This window comes from Symbiopectobacterium sp. RP, assembly GCF_050472005.1.
Classification (GTDB): domain Bacteria; phylum Pseudomonadota; class Gammaproteobacteria; order Enterobacterales; family Enterobacteriaceae; genus Symbiopectobacterium.
In genome coordinates, this window is the sequence record NZ_JBGOGS010000001.1 from 2,496,542 (window position 1) to 2,520,352 (window position 23,811).

Here is a 23,811-nt window from a genome sequence, read left to right on the forward strand (position 1 = left end):
TCAGAAGATGCCTTGTAAAACTGAGGGCGGGCATAGGTATCTACACATCATAAAGGGTTAAAAACCACCATAACGAAGTGGGCAAGTTCTTCCGGGGTATAGTCTGCTAATAACGTCAAGGTATTTAGCAGGATGGATAGTCCGGCAAGCAGCGCTGGGGCGCTTTCTTTACGCCCTCGTTTTTGTTGTCGTCCGGATAATCGGCAAATTAACTGACGGGCTGCCGCATTGTCGTCTCCTTCAACGCGTTGCAGCCGCCATACCAGCACACATGCCATGCTAGCTATCAATAACCTGCGTAGCAGGGCACCAGCACTGCGCTGAAGCCATTTTTCTACATCATGACCGGCACCTTTCAGCAGCTTAAAAAAGGATTCAATACCCCAGCGCCAGTAATACCAGCGAGCGACTTCCGCGCTGGTGATCTCGTTGCTAACGTTTGTGAGCAGCGTCCAGCGTCCGATAAATTTACCGTGAGTATCGGTAAGGCGAACCACAACTAATCTGAGTGTCAGAGCTACGCCTGGCTGAACTTTCACTCGCCGTCCGGTGCTCTTGTCTTTCCGCTTCGGTTTTGCTGTTCGCGTTATGATCACGGATGTTTCCCCGATCTCCATATTGGCTTTTTTCCCTTTCCAGCCAACCTGTCCGTTTGCGATAAATGGCAGATCGTCTGCAATTTCACCAATTTTACGGGTGTCACCGCCCCACTCGGCCCGATGCCCTTCCTTTCCCCAGATAAGCCAACATATTCCCTGGGAGCTTAATGTGCGCATATGCCCGATAGAGTCACCTTCACGGTCAATGAGATGAACTAACTTCTTCCCGGTATCAAGAGACTCAACGCGGGCGATATCAGCCGTCAAAGCATCCATATAGCTAAGCGACATTATTTTGATAACAATTAGCTGTATTTTTTTGCCACATATCAGGGCATTGGCTGTAATCATTTTTAAGTCGTTTGGCTATATGAGTCAGACTCTCAGACAAGCCCTCGGTTAGCGTTGAACGACAACCCGCCCTATCGGTTAGAGTTTGAGACAGGGGCGCTATTGATAAACCATTTGCAGCATCAACCAGTAGGCAGGTTTGTAGTTCATAACCGACGTCGCCACCATGCGTCATTTTCAAACGTTCTTCTTTCCCATTGTACGAAACTGTAAATGAGACCAGTCGTGAACGACGAGAGCGTATGGATGTGGGCTAAGTGCAACCTGCCGGAGAGCCAGCGAAATAATCGGTTCATTGAGCTGACTGAAGCTAATACGTTCATTATTAAAAAAACGCCAAACGGCCTGAGTAGTGGCGAATGTTGTTTTCTGCGCGCAGGCAAGGTCTTTAACGGCTGACGCCAATGGTGCTGCGGGAGTCATGTGTTGCTTAACCAGACGCTGATAACGCCTGTTAAGGCGAGCATCAATCCCGCCGATGGATAAGTTGAGATCATGCAGCAACGTAATAGCAGATATTGCAAAAGATGTGTAGATACCTATGCCCTACAGGGAAAGTGCAACTACCGTCTGATTATTAACCGTGGCTCAGACGCGCCAACTGTTGAAAATAGTCCGGGAAAGTTTTTGCCGTACATTTGGGGTCGAGAATGGTCACTGGTGTATCGGATAATGCCACCAGCGAGAAACACATCGCCATACGGTGATCGTTGTAGGTGCCGATCTCGGCAAAACGTAACTGAGGGGCAGGCGTAATACGAATATAATCGTTCCCCTCTTCCACCGTCGCACCGACTTTGCGCAGCTCAGTCGCCATTGCCGCAAGACGATCGGTCTCTTTTACGCGCCAATTGTAGATATTGCGCAGCGTCGTGGTGCCACCTTCGGCAAACAGCGCTGTCGTAGCAATCGTCATGGCCGCATCGGGGATATGATTCATGTCCATATCGATGGCATGCAACTCACTGCGCTGACACTCGATATACTCATCCCCCCAACGAATAATGGCACCCATTTTTTCCAGCACGTCAGCAAAACGGATATCGCCTTGCACGCTGTTGCGCCCAACGCCCGTGACACGGACCGTTCCACCTTTAATGGCCGCCGCCGCCAAAAAATAGGAGGCGGAAGAGGCATCACCTTCCACCAGATACTCACTTGGCGCATGGTATTGCTGGTTGCCATGTAGGCTGAAGTACTGGTAATTTTCGTTGTGCACCTCAACGCCAAAATCTTTCATCATGCGCAGCGTGATATCGATATAGGGCTTGGACACCAGATCGCCTTTGATACTGATGCGGGTGTCTTTGCTCGCCAACGACGCTGTCATCAGCAGCGCGGTCAGGAACTGGCTGGAGACGCTGCCATCCACAGCGATCTCACCCCCCTGGAAACCGCCGTGCAGGCGCAATGGCGGATAGTTGTTCTGCTCAAGGTAGTCGATGGTCGCGCCACCTTGGCGCAACCCATCTACCAGATGGCCGATCGGTCGCTCTTTCATACGCGGCTCACCGGTCAAAACAATATCGCCTTGCGTCAAGCATAACCCGGCGGTCAGCGGACGCATCGCCGTGCCCGCATTGCCAAGAAACAGTTCTAACGGTTGCGACACGCTGAACGGTCCACCAATACCAGTGACGTCGCACTCGGTGCGACTGGGCGAAAGCTGATATTGCACGCCTAACAGTTGCAACGCGTCCAGCATATGGCGAACGTCATCGCTATCGAGCAGGTTTTTCAAACGCGTCCTCCCCGTTGCCAATGCTGCCAGCAACAAAGCACGGTTAGAGACGCTTTTCGAACCTGGAAGGTTAATCACGCCATCGATCAGGGAAATAGGCTGTAGGGTAAGGGATTCCTGCATGTAACTCTTAACTCCGGTCATCAACATAAGAAACCCCGGTACACACCGGGGTTTACTGGAAACAAGTTGCCGCTTTACGTTCTGCGGCAACGGTACGACCTGCAACGCCGCGGGCAGACCACGGCGCTACTCGCTGCGGTATTAGCCGTGGCGACGTTCAAAATCCGCCATAAAGGCAGTCAGCGCCTGTACACCTTCCAGCGGCATCGCGTTGTACAGCGACGCACGCATCCCTCCCACGACGCGGTGGCCTTTCAGCGCATGCAACCCAGCCGCTTTAGACTCTTCTAGGAACAGTTTATCCAGCGCGTCATCACCGAGCAGGAAGGGCAAATTCATGCGTGAGCGGTTGGCGGCCAGCACGTCGTTACGGTAGAAATCGCTGCTATCGATAGCGCCGTAAAGGTGATCCGCTTTCTCGCGATTGCGTTTTTCCATTTCCACCAAGCCACCCTGCTCTTTCAGCCATTTGAATACCATGCCAGAAAGGTACCAGGCAAAGGTCGGCGGCGTGTTGTACATGGAGTCGTTATCGGCCAGCGTTTTGTAATCCAACACCGACGGCAGCACGCTGCGGGATTTACCCAACAGGTCATCGCGCACAATAACCAAGGTTAAACCGGCAGGGCCAATGTTTTTCTGCGCACCGGCATAAATCACGCCGAAACGGCTGACATCGATCGGGCAGGACAGGATGCTGGAGGAGAAGTCAGCAACCACAATCTTGTCGCCAAAGTCAGGCGTTTCTTCAATTGCCAGACCATCAATGGTTTCATTCGGGCAGTAGTGCACAAAAGCGGCATAGTCAGACAGAGCCCATTCACGCATCGGTTTGGCGGCGTGCAGGCCGTCAATGAGGGTTTTCACGTCAATAACGTTCGGTTTGCAGTATTTTTCTGCTTCGTTAATCGCACTGTGCGCCCAATAGCCGCCGTCGATATAGTCAGCTTTAGTGCTGTCACCCAGCAGATTGAGTGGCACGGCCGCAAACTGCGCGCGCGCGCCCCCTTGGCAGAACAACACTTTGTAGTTGGAGGGGATCTTTAACAAATCGCGCAGATCCTGCTCGGCTTCCGCCGCCACCTGCATAAATTCTTTACTGCGGTGGCTGATTTCCATTACGGACGTTCCCAGCCCACGCCAGTTAAACAACTCTTGCTCGGCACGACGCAACACTTCAACCGGCAGCATGGCTGGACCGGCGCTAAAATTGAAAACTTGTGTCATTTCCCTCACCACGTGTTTAGTACGACTATTTTTAACGTTTTGTCTGTTTTTACAACGACTATTATGATTTTTTGCAACAAGCACGTTGGCTATTTGCAGCAGCCATCATGGTTTTTTTTTGCAGCAACCGTCATCATTTGTTTTTATCACTGGCTCCTTCCCGCTGCAATCCTTATTACGCTTTCCCGTATATAGCCAACCGACTTAAAAATGATTACAGACAATGCCCTGATATGTGGCAAAAAAATACAGTTAATTGTTATCAAAATAATGTCGCTTGGCTATAAAACCCGCACGGCGACAGCGTGGAGTTGTCCGTGAAAAGTCCGTATGATGCACGTCCCATAAAAGAGAAAAGTGACAATCATGCATGAGCCAAACGTTCATCCCAGGCAAAGACGCCGCCCTAGAAGACTCCATCGCCCGTTTTCAACAGCAACTCCGTGACCTAGGGTTCAACATCGAAGAAGCCTCCTGGCTGAACCCGCTGCCTAACGTCTGGTCTATGCATATTCGCGACAAAGATTGCCCGTTGTGCTTTACCAACGGCAAAGGCGCCAGCAAGAAAGCCGCCCTGGCTTCAGCCTTAGGTGAATATTTCGAGCGTCTTTCCACCAACTACTTCTTTGCCGACTTCTATTTGGGCAAGTCAATCGCTAACGGCGATTTCGTGCATTACCCGAACGAGCAATGGTTCCCGCTGCCGGACGATGACAGCTTACAACTGGGGATTCTGGATGATCACCTGCGCGCATTTTACGATCCTGATAACGAATTGAGCGCCAGCATGCTGGTGGATCTGCAATACGGCAACGACGAACCTAGCATCTGCGCCCTGCCGTTTACCCGTCAATCCGATGACACCACCGTCTACATCCCGATGAATATAGCTAAACGACTTAATTTTGATTGCATTATTTAAATGAGCTATTCAATTGATTTTAGACGTAAAGTGATATCTACACGGGAAGAAGAAGGGTTGAGTATCCGGGAAACAGCGAAGCAATTTCGGATTGGCCCTGCCTCTGTATCGCGTTGGATTAATCAAATAGCGTCAAAAGCATCGACCACGCGTCAGCGAAAGAGCGATAAATCCGAGTTGATAAAAGATGTTGAGCAATATCCAGATGCTTACCAAAAAGAACGTGCAGAGCATTTTGGCGTTTGTTAGAAGGCCATTTGGCAAGCTCTTAAAAAGCTGGGATTGACCTATAAAAAAAAACTCTATGTCATCCGAAAGCCGACAAAAGCGCCCGGCAAGCATTTCAACAAAAAATACAACAGTATGAAAAAGAAGGTAAACCTATTGTTTTTATTGATGAAAGTGGTTTTCCACACGATACCCCACGGACTCACGGCTATTCCCCAAAAGGTCAACGGTGTTTTGGGCTGAAGAACGGGGGAGCAAAGGAAAGAACAAATGTTATCGGCACGTTATTAGGCACAACGCTGTTTGCTATCGGATTATTTGATATCAATATTAACAGCGATGTTTTCTATTCCTGGGTCACACAAGTCCCTATCTGTACTAGCTCAGACCTGATCTGACAGTTACCGATTATTTATACAAGTGTCTGTCAGATTACATCTGGTTCAGATTCTTTTCTGCCCAGATCCGTTTTCCATCGAGTAAAGTGACCATCGGCGTACGCCCGCAGCACATTTTTCCCTGATGAGTTCGCTCATTATTGTAATGCCACAACCAGTTGTCCAGATCTACCTGCAGGCTTTCCAGGTCTCCATATAACTTCTTGCGGAACGTAACCTGATAAAAATCCTGCAAAATGGTTTTATGGAAGCGCTCGCAGATGCCGTTCGTCTGCGGAGACATCGCCTTCGTTTTCGTATGCTCGATATCGTTGATAGCCAGATAAAGCTGATAATCATGCTGCTCCACTTTACCACAGTACTCCGTACCCCTGTCGGTCAGTATTCTCAGCACCGGCAGTCCCTGAGCCTTGTAGAACGGGAGTACGCGATCATTGAGCAGGTCGGCGGCGGTGAGCGGTGTTTTATTCGTATACAGCTTGCAGTGTGCCACTTTCGAGTACGTATCCACGAACGTCTGCTGGTAGATACGGCCCACCCCCTTCAGATTGCCCACGTAGAAGGTGTCCTGCGAGCCCAGATACCCGGGATGTGCCGTCTCGATTTCACCACAGGCCTCATCATCGTGCGCCTTCTTCTCCAGGGCTGCGATTTGAGCGTCGGTAAGGACAATGCCTCTCTGGCGACCTTTTCCTCAAGCGCCTTCAGGCGTTTACGGAAGTTCTCCAGGTCGTGTCGTTGCCAGATGGAGCGCACGCCGCTGCCGGAGATAAATACGCCTTTTTTACGCAGCTCATTACTGGTCCGGTGCTGCCCATGGGGCGGGAACTCAATAGCATAATCAACAACCGCGCGTTCAGTGGCTTCGTCGGCGCGGTTCTGCAGGTTCGGAACCCGGCGGTTCTGGTTAACCAGCGCATCAATGCCGCCTTCAGCAGCCAGTTCCTGATAACGGTAAAATGTATCGCGTGACCCGCCCATGCTCTTGCAGGCTTTTGATACGTTACCGAGTTCTTCGGCGAGATTGAGCAGGCCGACTTTGTGTTTGATAATGGGATTGTTAGTATGAAGCATGAGAGTTACCTCGCGTTTTGTTTAAGGATTAGACACCCATATCAAAACCGGTAACTCTCAACCTTTCAAGGTCCAGTGTCAGATCTAGTCGTGACTAATACACCTTATCCTAGTACTCCCTAAAAACAGTGTAATCGTGATGGACAATGCAACTTTTCACAAAAAACATAATATTCCACAAGTCATCATCGATGCAGGGTATATGGTGGAGTATTTGCCTACATATTCGCCAGATCTTAACCCCATTGAGCATAAATGGGCACAAGCAAAAAGCAAAAAAAGAGAGAGTGGTTGCGATACAGAGATTTTGTTCTCAGTCCATATGGTGTAATCAAAATTAAGTCGTTTAGCTATAACTGACGGGCTGCCGCATTGTCGTCTCCTTCAACGCGTTGCAGCCGCCATACCAGCACACATGCCATGCTAGCTATCAATAACCTGCGTAGCAGGGCACCAGCACTGCGCTGAAGCCATTTTTCTACATCATGACCGGCACCTTTCAGCAGCTTAAAAAAGGATTCAATACCCCAGCGCCAGTAATACCAGCGAGCGACTTCCGCGCTGGTGATCTCGTTGCTAACGTTTGTGAGCAGCGTCCAGCGTCCGATAAATTTACCGTGAGTATCGGTAAGGCGAACCACAACTAATCTGAGTGTCAGAGCTACGCCTGGCTGAACTTTCACTCGCCGTCCGGTGCTCTTGTCTTTCCGCTTCGGTTTTGCTGTTCGCGTTATGATCACGGATGTTTCCCCGATCTCCATATTGGCTTTTTTCCCTTTCCAGCCAACCTGTCCGTTTGCGATAAATGGCAGATCGTCTGCAATTTCACCAATTTTACGGGTGTCACCGCCCCACTCGGCCCGATGCCCTTCCTTTCCCCAGATAAGCCAACATATTCCCTGGGAGCTTAATGTGCGCATATGCCCGATAGAGTCACCTTCACGGTCAATGAGATGAACTAACTTCTTCCCGGTATCAAGAGACTCAACGCGGGCGATATCAGCCGTCAAAGCATCCATATAGCTAAGCGACATTATTTTGATAACAATTAGCTGTATTTTTTTGCCACATATCAGGGCATTGGCTGTAATCATTTTTAAGTCGGTTGGCTATAACACCGGTTAAGGCGGGCATCAATCCCGCCGATGGATAAGTTGAGATCATGCAGCAACGTAATAGCAGATATTGCAAAAGATGTGTAGATACCTATGGGTTAACACCGGGGAGCATTCACACTGTTGTGACCTCAAGCGGCAACCTTATTTTTTCGATCAATTTTCCAGCAACACGCCAGATGTCATCATCCAATTATCTTATCGTTGCGTAGTTCGAATAATTCGGCATTTCTCATAAAATGAATAATAATGTACTTATTGTTATTGAATAGTGAATTTTTAATTAATTTGCAGCAACTCACAACACCGAAATGATACAAAAACGCATATCATTTAACTCTTTTTTCACGCCACCCCTTGCATTCAACTATTTTTATAATTTTTAAAATATTTTTTCTTTATTAATTTCAATTGGTTAGCGTGAATTTAGTGCAGATCGTAGAGGGATTTCACCCCACTAAATTTTCACGATATGATCCAAGTCAAATTTTGCTTTATATTGCTTTGTTAGTATTCCCTCGCTGATAAATCTTGGAGAACGTTAGTGTGAAAGCTGACAACCCCTTTACACTTTTACTACCGGCAGCCATGGCGAAAGTCGCTGAAGATGCTGGTGTCTATAAAGCTACCAAACAACCCCTGACTACGTTTTTTTTGGCAATTACTGCTGGTGTTTTTATTTCTATCGCCTTCGTTTTTTACATCACAGCCACAAGCGGTTCCGCGTCTATGCCTTACGGCATGTCTAAATTGATTGGTGGGATCTGCTTCTCAGTCGGCCTGATGCTGGTGGTTGTCTGCGGCGCTGACCTGTTTACCTCAACGGTATTAACAGTGATTGCCAAGGCAAGCGGCCGTATCACTTGGAAACAGCTGGCCTGCAACTGGTGTAATGTCTATGTGGGCAACCTGTTCGGCGCACTGTTTTTTGTCGCTCTGATCTGGTTTGCCGGTGAGCATATGGTCGCCAACGGTGCATGGGGCTTGAATGTCCTGCAAACCGCAGAACACAAAGTGGAACACACTTTTGTTGAAGCGTTTTGCCTCGGGGTGCTGGCTAACCTGATGGTTTGTCTGGCGGTATGGATGAGCTACTCAGGTCGGACGCTGACAGACAAAATGTTCGCAATGATCCTGCCGGTGGGCATGTTCGTTGCCAGCGGCTTTGAGCACAGTATTGCTAATATGTTTATGATCCCCATGGGGATCGTTATCAAGAATTTCGCGGCGCCCGAATTTTGGGAAGCCATTGGCAAAGCGCCGTCCCAATTTGAGCACCTTACCCTCCACAACTTTATCGTGGACAACCTGATTCCTGTCACACTTGGCAACATCGTCGGCGGCGGTTTTCTGGTAGGGTTAACATATTGGGTTATTTATTTGCGCGATGGCGACAAACATTAATCTGTCGCCGACTGCAAATCGGGTTATGAATTCCAAACCAAAGGTAGGTGTAATATGACCGAACTGAATGAAAAATTGGCTAACGCGTGGGAAGGTTTTAGCGCGGGTGAATGGCAGAATGGCGTCAACGTACGTGACTTCATTCAGAAGAACTACACACCGTATGAAGGTGACGAGTCCTTCTTGGCTGGAGCTACTCCGGCAACCACCAAGCTGTGGGATGCTGTTATGGAAGGTATCAAACAAGAAAACCGCACTCACGCGCCGGTTGACTTCGATACCAACGTTGCAGCCACCATCACCTCTCATGACGCCGGTTATATCGACCAGAGCCTAGAACAAATCGTTGGTCTGCAAACTGACGCGCCGCTGAAACGTGCGCTGATTCCGTTTGGCGGCATCAAAATGGTTGAAGGTTCCTGTAAGGTTTATGGCCGTGAACTGGATCCGCAGCTGAAAAAAATCTTCACCGAATACCGCAAAACCCATAACCAGGGCGTATTCGATGTTTACACTCCGGATATCCTGCGCTGCCGTAAATCTGGCGTGCTGACCGGTCTGCCGGATGCTTATGGCCGTGGCCGTATCATCGGTGACTACCGTCGCGTTGCGCTGTACGGTATCGACTACCTGATGAAAGACAAATTCGCTCAGTTCACTTCTCTGCAATCCAAACTGGAAAACGGTGAAGACCTGGAAGCGACTATCCGTCTGCGCGAAGAGATTGCCGACCAGCATCATGCGCTGTCTCAGATCAAAGAAATGGCTGCCAAATACGGCTGCGATATCTCTGGTCCGGCTACCAATGCAAAAGAAGCCGTTCAATGGACTTACTTCGGCTACTTGGCTGCGGTTAAATCTCAGAACGGTGCGGCCATGTCCTTCGGTCGTGTATCCAGCTTCCTGGATATCTTCATCGAACGTGACCTGAAAGCCGGTAAAATCACTGAGCAAGACGCACAGGAACTGATCGACCACCTGGTGATGAAACTGCGTATGGTGCGCTTCCTGCGTACGCCTGAATACGATGAACTGTTCTCCGGTGACCCGATCTGGGCAACTGAGTCCCTAGCCGGTATGGGCCTAGACGGTCGTACTCTGGTAACCAAAAACAGCTTCCGTTTCCTGAACACCCTGTACACCATGGGGCCGTCTCCGGAACCGAACATCACTATCCTGTGGTCTGAAAAACTGCCGCTGAACTTCAAAAAGTATGCAGCTAAAGTGTCCATCGATACCTCTTCTCTGCAATACGAGAACGACGATCTGATGCGTCCGGACTTCAACAGCGATGACTATGCTATCGCTTGTTGCGTGAGCCCGATGGTTGTTGGTAAACAAATGCAGTTCTTCGGTGCACGTGCCAACCTAGCAAAAACCATGCTCTATGCTATCAACGGCGGCGTGGACGAAAAACTGAAGATGCAGGTCGGTCCGAAATCTGAACCGATCAAAGGCGATGTGCTGGACTTTGACGTGGTAATGGACCGTATGGACCACTTCATGGATTGGCTGGCCAAGCAGTATGTCACTGCATTGAACATCATCCACTACATGCACGACAAATACAGCTACGAAGCATCGCTGATGGCACTGCACGATCGTGACGTGTTCCGTACCATGGCATGTGGTATCGCCGGTCTGTCCGTTGCCGCTGACTCCCTGTCTGCCATCAAATATGCGAAAGTTAAACCGATTCGTGACGAAGATGGCTTGGCCATCGACTTCGATATCGAAGGCGAATACCCACAGTTCGGTAACAACGATCCGCGCGTTGATGGCTTGGCTTGTGACCTGGTAGAACGTTTCATTAAGAAAATTCAGAAACTGACCACCTACCGTGGTGCTACCCCGACACAGTCTGTTCTGACCATCACCTCTAACGTGGTATATGGTAAGAAAACCGGTAACACACCGGATGGCCGTCGCGCTGGTGCACCGTTCGGACCGGGTGCTAACCCGATGCACGGCCGTGACCAGAAAGGTGCTGTTGCCTCTCTGACTTCCGTTGCTAAACTGCCGTTCGCCTACGCGAAAGACGGTATCTCTTACACCTTCTCCATCGTGCCTAACGCATTGGGTAAAGATGATGACGTGCGTAAGACCAACTTGGCAGGCCTGATGGACGGTTACTTCCACCACGAATCCAGCATCGAAGGTGGTCAACACCTGAACGTGAACGTGATGAACCGTGAAATGCTGTTGGATGCAATGGAACACCCGGAAAAATATCCGCAGCTGACCATCCGTGTTTCTGGTTATGCCGTGCGCTTCAACTCGCTGACCAAAGAACAGCAGCAAGACGTTATTACCCGTACTTTCACTAAGTCAATGTAATTTCCCTGACTGCCTGAAAAGGCGTAAAATAAAGGCTTCACCCCGGTGGGGCCTAATGAGATGGTCACCCCCACTCTGTGAGCGGTACGCTGGCAGGGTGTTTTTCTTTCAGGAGAGGCCATCATGGAAAACGTTACTCTTATTGGTATCGATCTCGGTAAACATTCTTTCCACATTCATTGCTAGGATAAGTCATGTAAGGCGCTTCTGCGTAAGAAGTTTACGCGCACAAAGCTAATGCAGTTTTTGGCGACGTGCCCATCCTCGGTTGTTGTTATGGAAGCTTGTGCCGGGGCACACTTTATGGCGCGGCGTATCAATGATAGCGGCCATGAAGCAAAACTTATCTCTCCGCAGTTTGTGCACCCGTTTATCAAGAGCAATAAAAATGATTTTGTTGATGCAGAGGCGATATGTGAAGCTGCATCCCGGCCGTCAATGCGTTTTGTTCAGCTGAAAACTGAGGTTCAGCAGGCGATGCGAGCACTGCATCGGGTCAGGGAATCTCTTATCAGAGATAAAGTAAAAACCACTAACCAGATCCACGGTTTTCTGCTGGAGTTTGGGATAAGCCTGCCAATCGGCGAGGCGGTAATAAAGCGACTGTCTCTGGTGCTGGCTGAGCACGAAACCCCCGAATACCTGAGCCGTCTGCTGGTTAAGTTACATGCCCACTATCTTTACCTTGTCGAGCAAATAGTAGCGCTAGAATCAGAATTAAATCAGTCAATCAAAGCTGATGATACTGCACAGCGAATTATGACAATTTCAGGGGTCGGGCCGATTACTGCAAGCTTACTTTCATCACAGCTCGGCGATGGAAAACAATTTTCATGTAGCAGGGATTTTGCGGCTTCCACAGGGCTTGTACCGCGACAATACAGCACAGGAGGCAAACCGACTCTGCTGGGGATAAGCAAACGAGGTGATAAAAATTTACGCAAACTTCTGGTTCAATGTGCCCGCTCATTCATGATGCGACTTGAACATCAGCAGGGCAGGCTTGCTGAATGGGTTCGGGGGCAACTCGATAACAAACATTCAAATATTCTCGCCTGTGCTCTGGCAAACAAACTGGCGCGAATAGCTTGGTCAATCACAACTAATCACAATGAACATCAGGCCTGATGTTATATAGAACTACATCAACACACTGATTATTAAGTAATTAAAAAGCAATTACCTATCTGATTTTGCGAAGACTGATTATTGATGACATGAACAGCATATCGACCTGCTGAAAAACCTGACGACAAAAATGGCTCACTGAAGCCGAGGGCCTTTTCAGGTTCAGCAGGCGCGGAACTCATCGAGGCGCGGGCATCTCGCCCGCAGAGACGCCGGATAGATTGAAGCAAGCCCACCATTAGTCAAAAATCAGTGTTGCAAAAATGGGGGTGACCATAGATTTTTCTCACCCTCCGCACTGATAACCTGTTTTGCCAACCCGCTCCTTGTACCGCGGCGGGCTGGCAAAACAGATTCAACACAACACAGGCGAGACGGTTTACCGTTCGTTTATTACACGTCTTACATGACGTCGGCGCACCGTTGCATTTCCCTGTTCGTGTTAACACCGGCTGCTATTGAACGGCCACATTTGGAGAAACACTTGCAATGTCACTGATCGGTCGCATTCACTCATTTGAATCCTGCGGAACCGTCGATGGTCCCGGTATTCGTTTCATCGTTTTCTTTCAGGGATGCCTGATGCGCTGCCTGTATTGCCATAACCGCGATACCTGGGATACCCACGGCGGCAAGGAGATCGTGGTTGAGGATCTGATGAAAGAAGTGGTGACCTATCGCCACTTTATGAATGCTTCGGGCGGAGGCGTTACCGCATCGGGCGGCGAAGCCATTCTTCAGGCTGAATTTGTGCGCGACTGGTTCCGCGCGTGTCAGGCAGAAGGCATCAATACCTGCCTCGATACCAATGGTTTCGTGCGCCGCTACGATCCGGTGATTGATGAACTGTTGGATGTGACCGATCTGGTGATGCTGGATTTGAAACAGATGGATGACAGTATTCACCAGAATCTGGTGGGCGTCTCCAATCACCGCACGCTGGAATTTGCCCGCTATTTAGCCAAGCACAATCAGCGTACCTGGATTCGCTACGTAGTCGTCCCTAGTTGGTCGGATGATGATGCCTCAGCGCACCTGCTGGGTGAATTTACCAAAGGCATGACCAACATCGAGAAAATCGAATTGCTACCCTACCATGAGCTGGGCAAGCATAAATGGGTCGCTATGGGGGAAGAATATAAGCTGGATGGTGTAAAACCGCCGAAAGCCGATACCATGAACCGCGTACAGTCCATACTGCAAAGTTACGGACATAAAGTCATCTACTGATGTGACACGCTCCCAAACGATGACCGGATGGGAGCGTTTCATCATGCTTGGCTTGTTATAGCAGATTTCCAGCAACCTTCACTTTTACCTGAACAGCATTGCCCGGCAAATAGGCATAGATATAGCCAACCGACTTAAAAATGATTACAGCCAATGCCCTGATATGTGGCAAAAAAATACAGCTAATTGTTATCAAAATAATGTCGCTTGGCTATATAGGCTGCCAGCAGTTGACCACGGTGCATGGATGAGCCGCTGCACAACAGCGCACTTTCCACCACAACCCATATCAACACACAGCCGACACCTGCTACAAAACGCCATACCAGCCAACTGGTTACGTCCGTGGAAAACATCAGCCCCAGCGTTGCCAACACAAACAGCAAAGCGGCAAGGTAATAGCTGCGATTAAATCCTTGACGGAGAATCAAGCGGCCGGCCAACAACGTCCCCAGCAAGTTACCCGTAAAATAGGATGACCCTACGACGCCCACCTGCCACACAGAAGCATGCTGATAGTTAAGCCACAACGGAACCAGCGTATTCAGTACAGCGATACAAACCGTAAGCAGCATAAGGCCGCAGAGCAATAGCAGCACTGGGCGAGAAAAAGCAGACATAGTGGGCGTGGATAACCAATACAACAAGGAAGTGTATGCGCATCATGCCACTGCGTGTTTAAAAGTCAACGAGGGCAAACTCAGGCCGCACGTTTTGTGATACTGAGGCGCCATAATGCAAAAAAGCGCACTGAAAGGCGCTTTTAACAACGGGACAGCGGCATGTTTAGCCGATAAACTCCAACTCGCCCATATAAGGACGTAGTACATCAGGAATGGCAATACGTCCGTCCGTCTGCTGATAGTTTTCCAGCACGGCAACCAGTGTACGCCCAACCGCCAGACCGGAACCGTTCAGCGTATGCACCAGACGCGTTTTCTTGTCGCTCTTGCTGCGGCAGCGCGCTTGCATGCGTCGAGCCTGAAAATCCCCCATGTTGGAGCAAGAAGAGATTTCACGGTAGGTATTCTGCGCTGGCAGCCACACTTCCAGATCGTAGGTTTTGGTTGAGCCAAAGCCCATGTCACCAGTGCACAGCAGCAGCTTGCGATAAGGCAGTTGCAGCAGTTGCAACACGGTTTCCGCATGCGTCGTCAGCGTTTCCAGCGCATCCATGGAGTCTTCCGGGCGCACAATCTGCACCAACTCCACTTTATCAAACTGGTGCATACGGATCAGACCACGGGTATCACGACCATAGGAACCCGCTTCAGAGCGGAAACACGGGGTGTGCGCCGTCATTTTGATCGGCAGTGTTTCTTCGTCCAGAATCTCGTCTCGCACCAGATTGGTCAGCGGCACTTCCGCCGTCGGGATCAGGGCATAATTGCTGCTTTCCGCTTCTTCATCCAACGGCTTGGTGTGAAACAGGTCTTCACCAAACTTCGGCAACTGGCCGGTACCGTACAGCGTAGCGTGGTTAACCAGGTAAGGCACGTAGGCTTCCTGATAACCGTGCTGTTCGGTATGCAGATCCAGCATAAATTGTGACAGCGCACGGTGCAGGCGAGCAATTTGTCCTTTCATAACAACGAAACGCGCACCGGTTAATTTAACACCAGCAGCAAAATCGACGCCTTTCGCCAATTCGCCTAAATCAACATGATCGCGCACCGGGAAATCAAACTGACGTGGTTCACCCCAGCGGCTGATTTCTTGGTTATCATGCTCATCTTTGCCCAGCGGCACAGTGTCGTCCGGCATATTCGGAATGGTTAACGCCAGTTCACGAATGGCATTTTGCAAGGCATCCAGCTCGGCCTTGGCCGCATCCAGCTTTTCACCCAAGGTTTTCACTTCGCGGCGCAACGGTCCGATATCTTCACCACGAGATTTAGCCGCACCGATCTCTTTCGATCGGGAGTTACGCTCTGCTTGCAGACTTTCCGTTTCTACTTGTAGCACTTTGCGGCGTTCTTCTTGTTGACGCAGCGTGTCTACATCCAGTTTAAAACCTCTGCGAGCCAGTAGCTTTTCGGCAACTGAGTCTAGCTCATTACGCAGTAAATTGGGATCGAGCATGCTAATCCTGTTTTAATGTTTTTTGGTGAAATTTTACGTTGCACGACACCTGTCGCGCGGTAGAAAAGAACTTTATAACCTTACCGCAACGCCTAGTTCAGCGGTAGCGTTTTGTCGGGCTATTTTGATCCTGTGCAGTCAGCCAAGCTAGCTTTTCACCAATTTTGGCTTCCAGACCACGTGACGTTGGCTGATAGTAACGCGTTTGCGCCATCGCTTGCGGGAAATAGTCTTCACCCGCCGCGTAGGCATTGGGTTCATCATGGGCGTAGCGGTATTCCGCACCCAGTCCCATCTCTTTCATCAGTGTGGTGGGCGCATTGCGCAAATGCTCCGGCACGTCGTAATCCGGTTTCTCTCTGGCATCCTGCATCGCCGCTTTAAAGGCGGTGTAGACCGCATTACTCTTGGGTGCACAAGCCAGATACACAATCGCCTGAGCAATAGCGCGTTCCCCTTCTGCAGGCCCAACGCGGGTAAAACAATCCCAGGCTGCGATCGCCACCTGCATTCCCCGCGGATCGGCATTGCCCACATCTTCAGAGGCTATCGCCAACAGACGCCGTGCAACATACAGCGGATCGCCACCGGCGGTAATAATGCGTGCATACCAGTACAATGCGGCATCAGGTGCGGAACCTCGCACCGATTTATGCAATGCAGAAATAAGGTCATAGTAACGGTCGCCTTTGTTATCAAAGCGCGCGCTACGTTCGCCCGACACTTCGTGCAGCAGTTCGGGGGTTAGAACCCGGTTGCCCTGCGCATCGACCTCGGCCATATCCGCCATCATTTCCAGACTGTTCAACGCGCGGCGCGCATCGCCATTCACCAGTTCCGCCAGCAATCGCTGCGTCTCAGGCGGCAATACGATATTCTGCCCGCCAAACCCTCGTGCGGTATCGGTCATCGCCTGCTGTAACACCTGTTCGATGTCTTCTGCGGTGAGTGCCTTCAGTAAATAGACGCGCGCACGCGACAGCAGCGCCGAATTAAGCTCAAACGAAGGGTTCTCGGTGGTTGCGCCTATGAAAGTGATGGTGCCATCTTCAATGTGCGGCAGAAAAGCATCCTGCTGGCTCTTGTTGAAGCGATGTACTTCATCCACAAACAGGATGGTGCGTCGCCCGGCATCGCGATTTTGCTGCGCACGCTCTATCGCTTCACGAATCTCTTTGATGCCGGAGGTCACGGCCGAGATCCGCTCCACGTCAGCGTGTCCGTAGCGAGCAATCAGTTCTGCCAGCGTGGTTTTTCCGGTGCCGGGCGGCCCCCATAGAATCATGGAGTGTAACTGCCCCGCCTCTATCGCTCGCGGCAAGGGCTTACCCGCGCCGAGCAGATGCTGTTGACCGATATATTGCTCCAACGTAGCGGGTCGCATATGCGCTGCAAGCGGCTGAAAGCTATTGTCCGAAAAATCCAGCGACAGGTTACTCACGATGGCCCCACTGCCGTTGATCGTCCAGCGTCACGCCTTTCGGCGGCGTAAAGGTGAACTTGCTGCTATCCACAGCGCCGTTTTGCTGGTTTTGCAGGGTATAGCTGCTGCGTTGCCCATCCTGCTCCGTCGCGACAAAGCTCTTGATGGTGCCGCTGGCATTGACGTTGATGGCAAACTGTTTAAGGTTACCCTTGGCCGCTTTCGGCGTTAACTCAAAGTCATCCCCTTGCTGACGCACATTATACTGGCCCCATTCGCTGGCATCGTTACGTGTGATGAGCACAAAGGGCGTATTGCCCGTGGCTTCTTTCAGCCAAGTCGCTGTCACCTGTTCAACGAACGGGTTATAGAACCACAGCGTCTTGCCATCAGAAATCAGCACGCTTTCATCCGGCGCGGTGGTATTCCAGTTGAACAGATTTGGCCGCTTCAGCCAGAGTTCCCCCAGACCTTCCTGCACCGCCGTCCCTTCAGCGCTAGTTACTTTCTGGGTGAACGTCGCATGGAAGCTGTTCACCTTGTTCAGTCGGCTCTGTAAATCGCTCGCCGCATCGGCATAAACCGCGCTGGACGTCATCCCGGCGATCAGCACGCCTGCCACTAAGCCTTTTCTCATTATTTACATCCTTTGCTGTCGATTCAAAAGGCCGCCATCGCGGTCTGACTATCGTACTTTGCACATGTCCTACTGCACGACCTACTGCTCACCGTGCTACCTATAACTATTGCCTAAGAATCACGCGATGCGGTAGACGAATTGTCTGTAAATGGCATCAGTCCATGGGTGGCGGTGCCAACACGTCTCGGTTGCCATTATGCCCCGGCGCACTAACGATGCCTTGCATTTCCATCTGTTCCACAATACGCGCGGCACGATTGTAGCCGATGCGGAATTGACGTTGCACGCCAGAAATGGAGGCTCGCCGTTTTTCTACAACAAAGGCCACGGCCTGATCGAACAGCGGATCCAAATCTTCATCGCCACCAAATTCCAGATTACCGCCTTCGCCGTCATCGCTGGCACTGGTGATATTGTCAATGTACTGCGGACGGCCACGCGCTTTCCAGTCCAAGACCACGGCATGAACTTCCTGGTCGCGAACGAACGCGCCATGCACACGCACCGGAATGGAGGAGTTTGGTGCCATGTACAACATATCCCCCATTCCCAGCAGCGATTCAGCACCGCCCTGATCGAGGATGGTACGTGAATCAATTTTGCTCGACACGGTAAAAGCGATACGCGTTGGAATATTGGCCTTGATAAGGCCAGTGATAACATCCACGGAAGGCCGCTGAGTCGCCAGCACCAAGTGGATACCGGCCGCGCGCGCTTTCTGCGCTAGGCGAGCGATCAGCTCTTCCACCTTTTTGCCAACCGCCATCATCAGATCGGCAAATTCATCCACCATCACCACGATAAAGGGTAATTTCTCCAGCACGGGCGGTGTAGTATCCATACTGTCGCCGGGTTTCCAGAACGGGTCAGGGATCGGACGCCCCATCGCTTCCGCCGCTTTCACCCGCTCGTTATAGCCTTCCAGATTGCGCACGCCCAATGCGGACATCAGCTTATAGCGACGGTCCATTTCACCGACGCACCAGCGCAACGCATTCGCCGCATCTTTCATGTCGGTGACCACTTCGGTCAGCAAATGCGGGATACCTTCGTAGACCGACAGCTCAAGCATTTTGGGGTCGATCATGATAAAGCGCACATCTTGCGGCGTCGCTTTATACAGCATGCTGATGATCATGGTGTTTACGCCGACAGATTTACCCGACCCTGTCGTCCCTGCCACCAGCAAGTGCGGCATACGCGCCAGATCGGCGACCACCGGTTGACCAGCAATATCTTTGCCCAGCACCACTGCCAGCGGTGACGGGGTATCACGGAATGCCTTGCAATCGAGCACTTCGCGCAGATAAACGGTGTGGCGGAGTTTATTCGGTAGTTCTAGGCCGACATAAGGTTTACCGGGGATAACTTCCACCACGCGCACCGCTACGACTGACAACGAGCGCGCCAAGTCACGCGACAGGTTGGAAATACGAGCGGCCTTCACGCCGGGAGCCAAGTCCAGCTCAAAACGGGTGATCACTGGCCCTGCATCGTAACCCACCACGCTGGCGGTAACACGATAATCCGCCAGACGCGCTTCAATCAGACGCGCGGTCTGCTCAAGCTCGAAATGGTCCACCGGCGCTTCACTTTCCGGCGGTGCGGTGAGCAGTTCCAGCGTCGGCAATGGTGTGGTTGGCTTTTGCAGAGGCTGATCGTTACGCACCAAAAACGGATGAATAAGACTATCCATCAATGAGGGCGTGGCATCGCTTTCAGGCTCATCCTCGTCGGCGAAATCCTCTCTATGTTGAGGCTCCACCACCGGATGTGCGTGCGTTGCCAGGCTATCATCGTCGCCAGTTGCCGCACGCCATGTGGGCGATGGAGGGGCAGAATTCTGCGCCGATTCAGCTACATCGGCTGGCGACAAGGTAAACAGCGGCGCTTTGGGCGACTCATCCACCAAATCGTTAAACGGTGAGAAAGAAAAGGCAGGCTCATTCGCATCGGCATCCGCAGCAACACCGGCGATAAATGCTGCCGTCACACTGGCTGAGGCCAGCTCTTTTGTACCTACGGGCTCGATGGCTGGCGTTACGCTCGGACTTTCTGGTTGCGCACTAACGTCATAACGCGCCTGTTGCTGCTGAGCAAACGCCTGCGCCAATTGTGCCTGCAACAGTGCCTCTTCATCCTGCTCGCGTTCGGCATAGTCCTCGCCGTAGCGTTGCTCTTGCTGCTCCAGATAAGCCTGACGCAGAGCAGCCTCGTCAACGTCAGCCTCTTCGGGTGTAACCCTTTCAATCGTTTCAGGCTGGGACTCTGCCAAACGTTGCGCTTCTCGTTCTTGCTCTTCTGCCTGACGCTGTGACGGCAACTTGATGCCATAAGACGCCAGTTCACGCCGGGTAGGAATACGCACCGGATTCGGACGCGGCAATTCCGGACCCATGCCTTGTTTCACCTGAGGATTATCCTCCCCTGCGGCCGTAAAGGCAGGCATAAAGGGCACGGCATCGCTAGACGCAGGCGTGGCCGCGACCACTGCGGGTGCACCCAGATCATGAATAGAACTCAATGGCGGCGTGCGATCGGGCACCGTCGCCGGCGAAAAGGCGGGTAACGCGTTATTTTCCTGCACAACAGCTTGCGGCAACTCAAACGCGTACAGCGGCGGCAGTGAATCCTGTCCGTGGGTATCATGACTGCCAGCTGTTGCTGGCGTAGCCGGGGTGAATGCTCTGGGTGCGATCGTTGGGTCTGGCACCGTATCAACCGGAACCGACTCCTGCACCGGAGCAAGATGATCCGTTGCGTCAACGCCACTTACCGTACTGTTTTGCTCTGTTTCATCAGCGGCGCGCTCACGCGCAGCGGGTGCCAGCAATATGTCATTCGCATCCACGTCTTCGGCTATTGCCTCCGTTGACGCGGTTAATGTATCGGGGTGTCCGCCCTCACGATCCGCATTGTCATGCAAATCGTCATCCTCATCGCGGTAGTTATCTTCTGCGCGAGAACGATTGGAAAAGAACGTCAGAAGGCCTAATACCGCGCCGCCAATTTTTTCGGCAATCGTCAACCATGACCAACCGGTAAACAGCGTCAACCCTGCAGCCCAGACGCAGAGCAGAATCAGCGTGGCACCCATGCTGTTGAAACGCGGGACCATTGAACTGCTCAGCAAACTGCCCAGCACACCACCAGAGGCAAAATAGTAGAGATCGTCCACATTGAGCGCGGCTTGACCGCAGGACGTGAGGATCAGCGCCAACGTACCAATCAGGCGCAAAGAGAGAGTAAACAGATCGACATCGCTCTGATTATCGCGCTGGCGAAAGGCCACCCAGCACAGCGACAGCATGATCGGTGGAATGGCATAAGCCAGCACACCAAAGATAAAAAACAGCGTATCGGCCAGCCAAGCCCCGACAGCACCGCCCAGATTATGAATGGGATCATGCCAGGCAGTTTGTGACCAGCTCGGGTCGGACGGACTGAAGCTAACCAGCGCTACGCTCAAATAAACGGCGAATAGCGCAACAATGATTAAAATCGCTTCCAATAAACGACGGCTACCGCTGAGTTTCTTCAGCGCCACGTCTTTGTTTTCGGTATATTCCTGGCTCAAGCGTCTCTCCAGGGGTCCTGTTCATGTTCATGACAAAACGCCGAGGCAAACTCGGCGCTGTGACTGTATATATTCACAGGAGTGTAGCTGAAATTAGCGGGCTTTGCACCCCTGCGTTTAGCGCGTTCTGATCACCAGACGATTGCTCTGTTTTACTTCTTCCATCACCACGTAGGTACGGGTATCGTTCACACTCGGCAAGCGTAGCAATGTTTCACCCAGCAGCTTACGGTATGCGGACATATCCGGCACGCGTGTTTTCAGCAAATAGTCGAAATCCCCGGAGACCAGATGGCACTCCTGAATTTCTTCCAATTTTTGCACAGCAGTGTTGAACTGCTCAAAAACATCAGGCGCACCGCGGTTTAGCGTGATCTCAACAAACACCAGCAGTGAAGCATCGAGGTAATGCGGGTTCAGCAATGCGGTATAGCCATTGATAAAGCCCTGACGCTCCAGGCGGCGCACGCGTTCCAGACACGGTGTAGGAGAAAGCCCTACGCGTTTGGAAAGTTCAACGTTAGAGATTCGGCCGTCTTTTTGTAATTCATTCAGGATATTGCGATCGATGCGATCAAGATCTTTTCCCGGTCGTTTTTTCGTGTCTACCATTCTTATTGTCTCTCTTCACTACATCCTTGCCCTTGCTACACTCCGACCCACATCAATGTATCAGAGCAGCCCTAAAAGAAGACGCGCTGTCTATTTTATATATCAAGGGTCGCTTTACGTCACTCTCCTTTCACCGCCGCGGCGCACCGCAATGTCCCCCCTGCGTGCATAACACCCTGTCTGTCCTGTTATAAACGCACCATCAGCGGTCGCACGGTAAAAGCGACAACATAAAGAAAAACCGAGCTTTCAACCATTCACATACAAATAGTTTCCTCTTCCTTAGATGTTTTCGCAAAACGGTAGCCGATTGTCAAAGCAAAACAATAAAAATCAGAAGAAACTGCCAAATAAAACCCTACTGTGCGCTCGGTAAGAGCATTTTCAATCATTTCGCTAATAAATGACGCTGTCTTATCAGTGAATTGTATGGGTTATCGGCACAACCGATTAAACAAATAGGTAACAATTTTGCTGCCTACTTTTTTTAGACCGGTAATTTCCTTACAATCGGTGTTAAGTAGACCGTTGCAAAAAAGAGGAACACATGGGTACCGTCAAGCACAACAACCTATTGATTTTAGGTTCTGGCCCAGCGGGCTATACCGCTGCTGTGTACGCCGCGCGCGCTAACCTGCATCCGGTGTTGATCACTGGCATGGAAAAAGGCGGGCAGCTGACAACCACGACAGAAGTGGAAAACTGGCCGGGCGACGCGGAAGGGCTTACCGGGCCATTGCTGATGGACCGCATGCACGCTCATGCTGAAAAGTTCAACACCGAGATCATTTTCGATCACATCCAGCGCGTTGATTTGCAACAACGCCCGTTTCGTCTGTTTGGCGACAGCGAAGAATACACCTGTGATGCCCTGATCGTGGCGACCGGTGCCTCCGCACGCTACATCGGTCTGCCTTCTGAAGAAGCCTTTAAAGGTAAAGGCGTGTCTGCCTGCGCCACGTGTGACGGATTCTTTTATCGCAACCAACGCGTCGCCGTAGTCGGTGGCGGCAATACCGCGGTGGAAGAAGCACTTTACCTGTCTAACATTGCTCAGCAAGTTCACTTAATCCACCGTCGTGACAGCTTTCGCGCAGAGAAAATCCTGCTCGACCGTCTGATGGACAAAATGCAAAACGGCAATATTGTGTTGCACACCGATCGCACGCTGGACGAGGTGCTGGGCGATGACATGGGCGTGACCGGCGTTCGTATTCGTAACACCCGCACGGATGAGAGTGAAGAACTGGCGCTGGCTGGCGTATTTATCGCCATCGGCCACAGCCCAAACACTGCCATTTTTGACGGTCAACTGGCGCTGGAAAACGGCTATATCAAGGTACAATCCGGCATCCACGGCAACGCTACACAGACCAGCATCCTTGGTGTGTTTGCCGCAGGCGACGTGATGGATCACATCTACCGTCAGGCCATTACCTCGGCGGGCACCGGTTGCATGGCCGCGTTGGATGCAGAGCGCTATTTGGATGGCCTCGCTACCCGATAATATTCTGCCCTTTTCCCCTTATTCAGATCGTACCACCTGAATAAGGGGATTCTTTTGGCTCCCTTTTGGGAAAATTGATCTCTCCCCGCATTT

At 51.2% G+C, this 23,811-nt stretch carries 19 protein-coding genes and 4 pseudogenes; 10 read left to right on the forward strand and 13 right to left on the reverse strand.

What is annotated here, in order from left to right; translation table 11 throughout:
• Window positions 1–47: 47 nt before the first annotated feature.
• The 5 genes from ACD630_RS16585 to serC form a co-directional block, all read right to left on the reverse strand.
• Window positions 48–950: a hypothetical protein gene (locus ACD630_RS16585; RefSeq protein ID WP_430359702.1), complete on the reverse strand. Its 903-nt coding sequence runs from the start codon at window positions 948–950 to the stop codon at window positions 48–50.
• The gene (locus ACD630_RS16590) at window positions 880–1,125 is read right to left on the reverse strand and encodes a hypothetical protein (protein ID WP_430359703.1); all 246 of its coding nucleotides are present in this window, start codon (window positions 1,123–1,125) and stop codon (window positions 880–882) included. The genes ACD630_RS16585 and ACD630_RS16590 overlap by 71 nt, the downstream gene beginning before the upstream one ends.
• Before the next feature lie 2 nt (window positions 1,126–1,127).
• On the reverse strand, window positions 1,128–1,454 hold the full coding sequence (locus ACD630_RS16595) for a hypothetical protein (protein ID WP_430359704.1): 327 nt from the start codon (window positions 1,452–1,454) through the stop codon (window positions 1,128–1,130).
• Window positions 1,455–1,527: 73 nt separating this feature from the next.
• The gene (aroA, locus tag ACD630_RS16600) at window positions 1,528–2,814 is read right to left on the reverse strand and encodes a 3-phosphoshikimate 1-carboxyvinyltransferase (protein WP_430360105.1); all 1,287 of its coding nucleotides are present in this window, start codon (window positions 2,812–2,814) and stop codon (window positions 1,528–1,530) included.
• A 141-nt stretch (window positions 2,815–2,955) separates the two neighbouring features.
• Complete coding sequence (gene serC, locus ACD630_RS16605; protein ID WP_430359705.1) at window positions 2,956–4,041, reverse strand: 3-phosphoserine/phosphohydroxythreonine transaminase; 1,086 nt, start codon at window positions 4,039–4,041, stop codon at window positions 2,956–2,958.
• Window positions 4,042–4,411: 370 nt separating this feature from the next.
• On the opposite strand from serC, the pseudogene ACD630_RS16610 reads away from it, so the two are divergent.
• The 4 genes and pseudogenes from ACD630_RS16610 to ACD630_RS16625 form a co-directional block, all read left to right on the forward strand.
• Window positions 4,412–4,942, forward strand: a pseudogene (locus ACD630_RS16610) (YcaO-like family protein); the annotation flags it as partial.
• 21 nt (window positions 4,943–4,963) lie between these two features.
• Window positions 4,964–5,212, forward strand: coding sequence for an IS630 transposase-related protein (locus ACD630_RS16615; RefSeq protein WP_430359488.1), 249 nt, complete (start codon window positions 4,964–4,966; stop codon window positions 5,210–5,212).
• A gap of 33 nt (window positions 5,213–5,245) precedes the next feature.
• Window positions 5,246–5,434, forward strand: coding sequence for a hypothetical protein (locus ACD630_RS16620; protein ID WP_430359706.1), 189 nt, complete (start codon window positions 5,246–5,248; stop codon window positions 5,432–5,434).
• Window positions 5,356–5,589 carry a transposase gene (locus tag ACD630_RS16625; protein ID WP_430360106.1) on the forward strand — a complete coding sequence of 78 codons (234 nt, stop codon included), beginning with the start codon at window positions 5,356–5,358 and terminating at the stop codon, window positions 5,587–5,589. The genes ACD630_RS16620 and ACD630_RS16625 overlap by 79 nt, the downstream gene beginning before the upstream one ends.
• Window positions 5,590–5,623: 34 nt before the next feature.
• On the opposite strand, the pseudogene ACD630_RS16630 reads toward ACD630_RS16625, so the two are convergent.
• Window positions 5,624–6,663, reverse strand: a pseudogene (locus ACD630_RS16630) (IS481 family transposase).
• A 139-nt stretch (window positions 6,664–6,802) separates the two neighbouring features.
• On the opposite strand from ACD630_RS16630, the gene ACD630_RS16635 reads away from it, so the two are divergent.
• Window positions 6,803–6,994: a transposase gene (locus ACD630_RS16635; RefSeq protein ID WP_430359707.1), complete on the forward strand. Its 192-nt coding sequence runs from the start codon at window positions 6,803–6,805 to the stop codon at window positions 6,992–6,994.
• 19 nt (window positions 6,995–7,013) lie between these two features.
• Here the strand turns inward: ACD630_RS16635 and ACD630_RS16640 are convergent, their stop codons facing one another.
• A complete protein-coding gene (locus ACD630_RS16640) occupies window positions 7,014–7,757 on the reverse strand; it encodes a hypothetical protein (protein WP_430359708.1) in 744 nt (247 codons plus the stop codon).
• Between the two features lie 567 nt (window positions 7,758–8,324).
• Here ACD630_RS16640 and focA point away from each other — a divergent pair.
• The 4 genes and pseudogenes from focA to pflA all read left to right on the forward strand — a co-directional run bounded on the left by focA (window position 8,325) and on the right by pflA (window position 13,877).
• On the forward strand, window positions 8,325–9,182 hold the full coding sequence (gene focA, locus ACD630_RS16645; RefSeq protein ID WP_430359709.1) for a formate transporter FocA: 858 nt from the start codon (window positions 8,325–8,327) through the stop codon (window positions 9,180–9,182).
• Window positions 9,183–9,236: 54 nt separating this feature from the next.
• Complete coding sequence (gene pflB, locus ACD630_RS16650) at window positions 9,237–11,519, forward strand: formate C-acetyltransferase (protein ID WP_430359710.1); 2,283 nt, start codon at window positions 9,237–9,239, stop codon at window positions 11,517–11,519.
• A 123-nt stretch (window positions 11,520–11,642) separates the two neighbouring features.
• Window positions 11,643–12,647 (forward strand): annotated as a pseudogene (locus ACD630_RS16655) (IS110 family transposase).
• A gap of 489 nt (window positions 12,648–13,136) precedes the next feature.
• Window positions 13,137–13,877, forward strand: coding sequence for a pyruvate formate lyase 1-activating protein (pflA, locus tag ACD630_RS16660; protein ID WP_430359711.1), 741 nt, complete (start codon window positions 13,137–13,139; stop codon window positions 13,875–13,877).
• A gap of 212 nt (window positions 13,878–14,089) precedes the next feature.
• Here the strand turns inward: pflA and ACD630_RS16665 are convergent.
• From ACD630_RS16665 to lrp, 6 genes and pseudogenes are all read right to left on the reverse strand, one after another.
• A pseudogene (locus ACD630_RS16665) lies at window positions 14,090–14,497 on the reverse strand (MFS transporter); the annotation flags it as partial.
• Window positions 14,498–14,663: 166 nt separating this feature from the next.
• Window positions 14,664–15,959 carry a serine--tRNA ligase gene (gene serS, locus ACD630_RS16670; RefSeq protein WP_430359712.1) on the reverse strand — a complete coding sequence of 432 codons (1,296 nt, stop codon included), beginning with the start codon at window positions 15,957–15,959 and terminating at the stop codon, window positions 14,664–14,666.
• Window positions 15,960–16,056: 97 nt separating this feature from the next.
• Window positions 16,057–17,400, reverse strand: a complete 1,344-nt coding sequence (locus ACD630_RS16675) for a replication-associated recombination protein A (RefSeq protein ID WP_430359713.1) — start codon at window positions 17,398–17,400, stop codon at window positions 16,057–16,059.
• Window positions 17,393–18,019, reverse strand: a complete 627-nt coding sequence (lolA, locus tag ACD630_RS16680) for an outer membrane lipoprotein chaperone LolA (RefSeq protein ID WP_430359714.1) — start codon at window positions 18,017–18,019, stop codon at window positions 17,393–17,395. The genes ACD630_RS16675 and lolA overlap by 8 nt, the downstream gene beginning before the upstream one ends.
• Window positions 18,020–18,176: 157 nt before the next feature.
• Entirely contained in the window at window positions 18,177–21,599 is a 3,423-nt protein-coding gene (locus ACD630_RS16685) for a DNA translocase FtsK 4TM domain-containing protein (RefSeq protein ID WP_430359715.1), read from the reverse strand.
• A gap of 117 nt (window positions 21,600–21,716) precedes the next feature.
• Window positions 21,717–22,211, reverse strand: a complete 495-nt coding sequence (gene lrp, locus ACD630_RS16690; RefSeq protein WP_430359716.1) for a leucine-responsive transcriptional regulator Lrp — start codon at window positions 22,209–22,211, stop codon at window positions 21,717–21,719.
• A 547-nt stretch (window positions 22,212–22,758) separates the two neighbouring features.
• On the opposite strand from lrp, the gene trxB reads away from it, so the two are divergent.
• Window positions 22,759–23,718, forward strand: coding sequence for a thioredoxin-disulfide reductase (gene trxB / locus ACD630_RS16695; RefSeq protein ID WP_430359717.1), 960 nt, complete (start codon window positions 22,759–22,761; stop codon window positions 23,716–23,718).
• The last annotated feature ends 93 nt before the right edge of the window (window positions 23,719–23,811 follow it).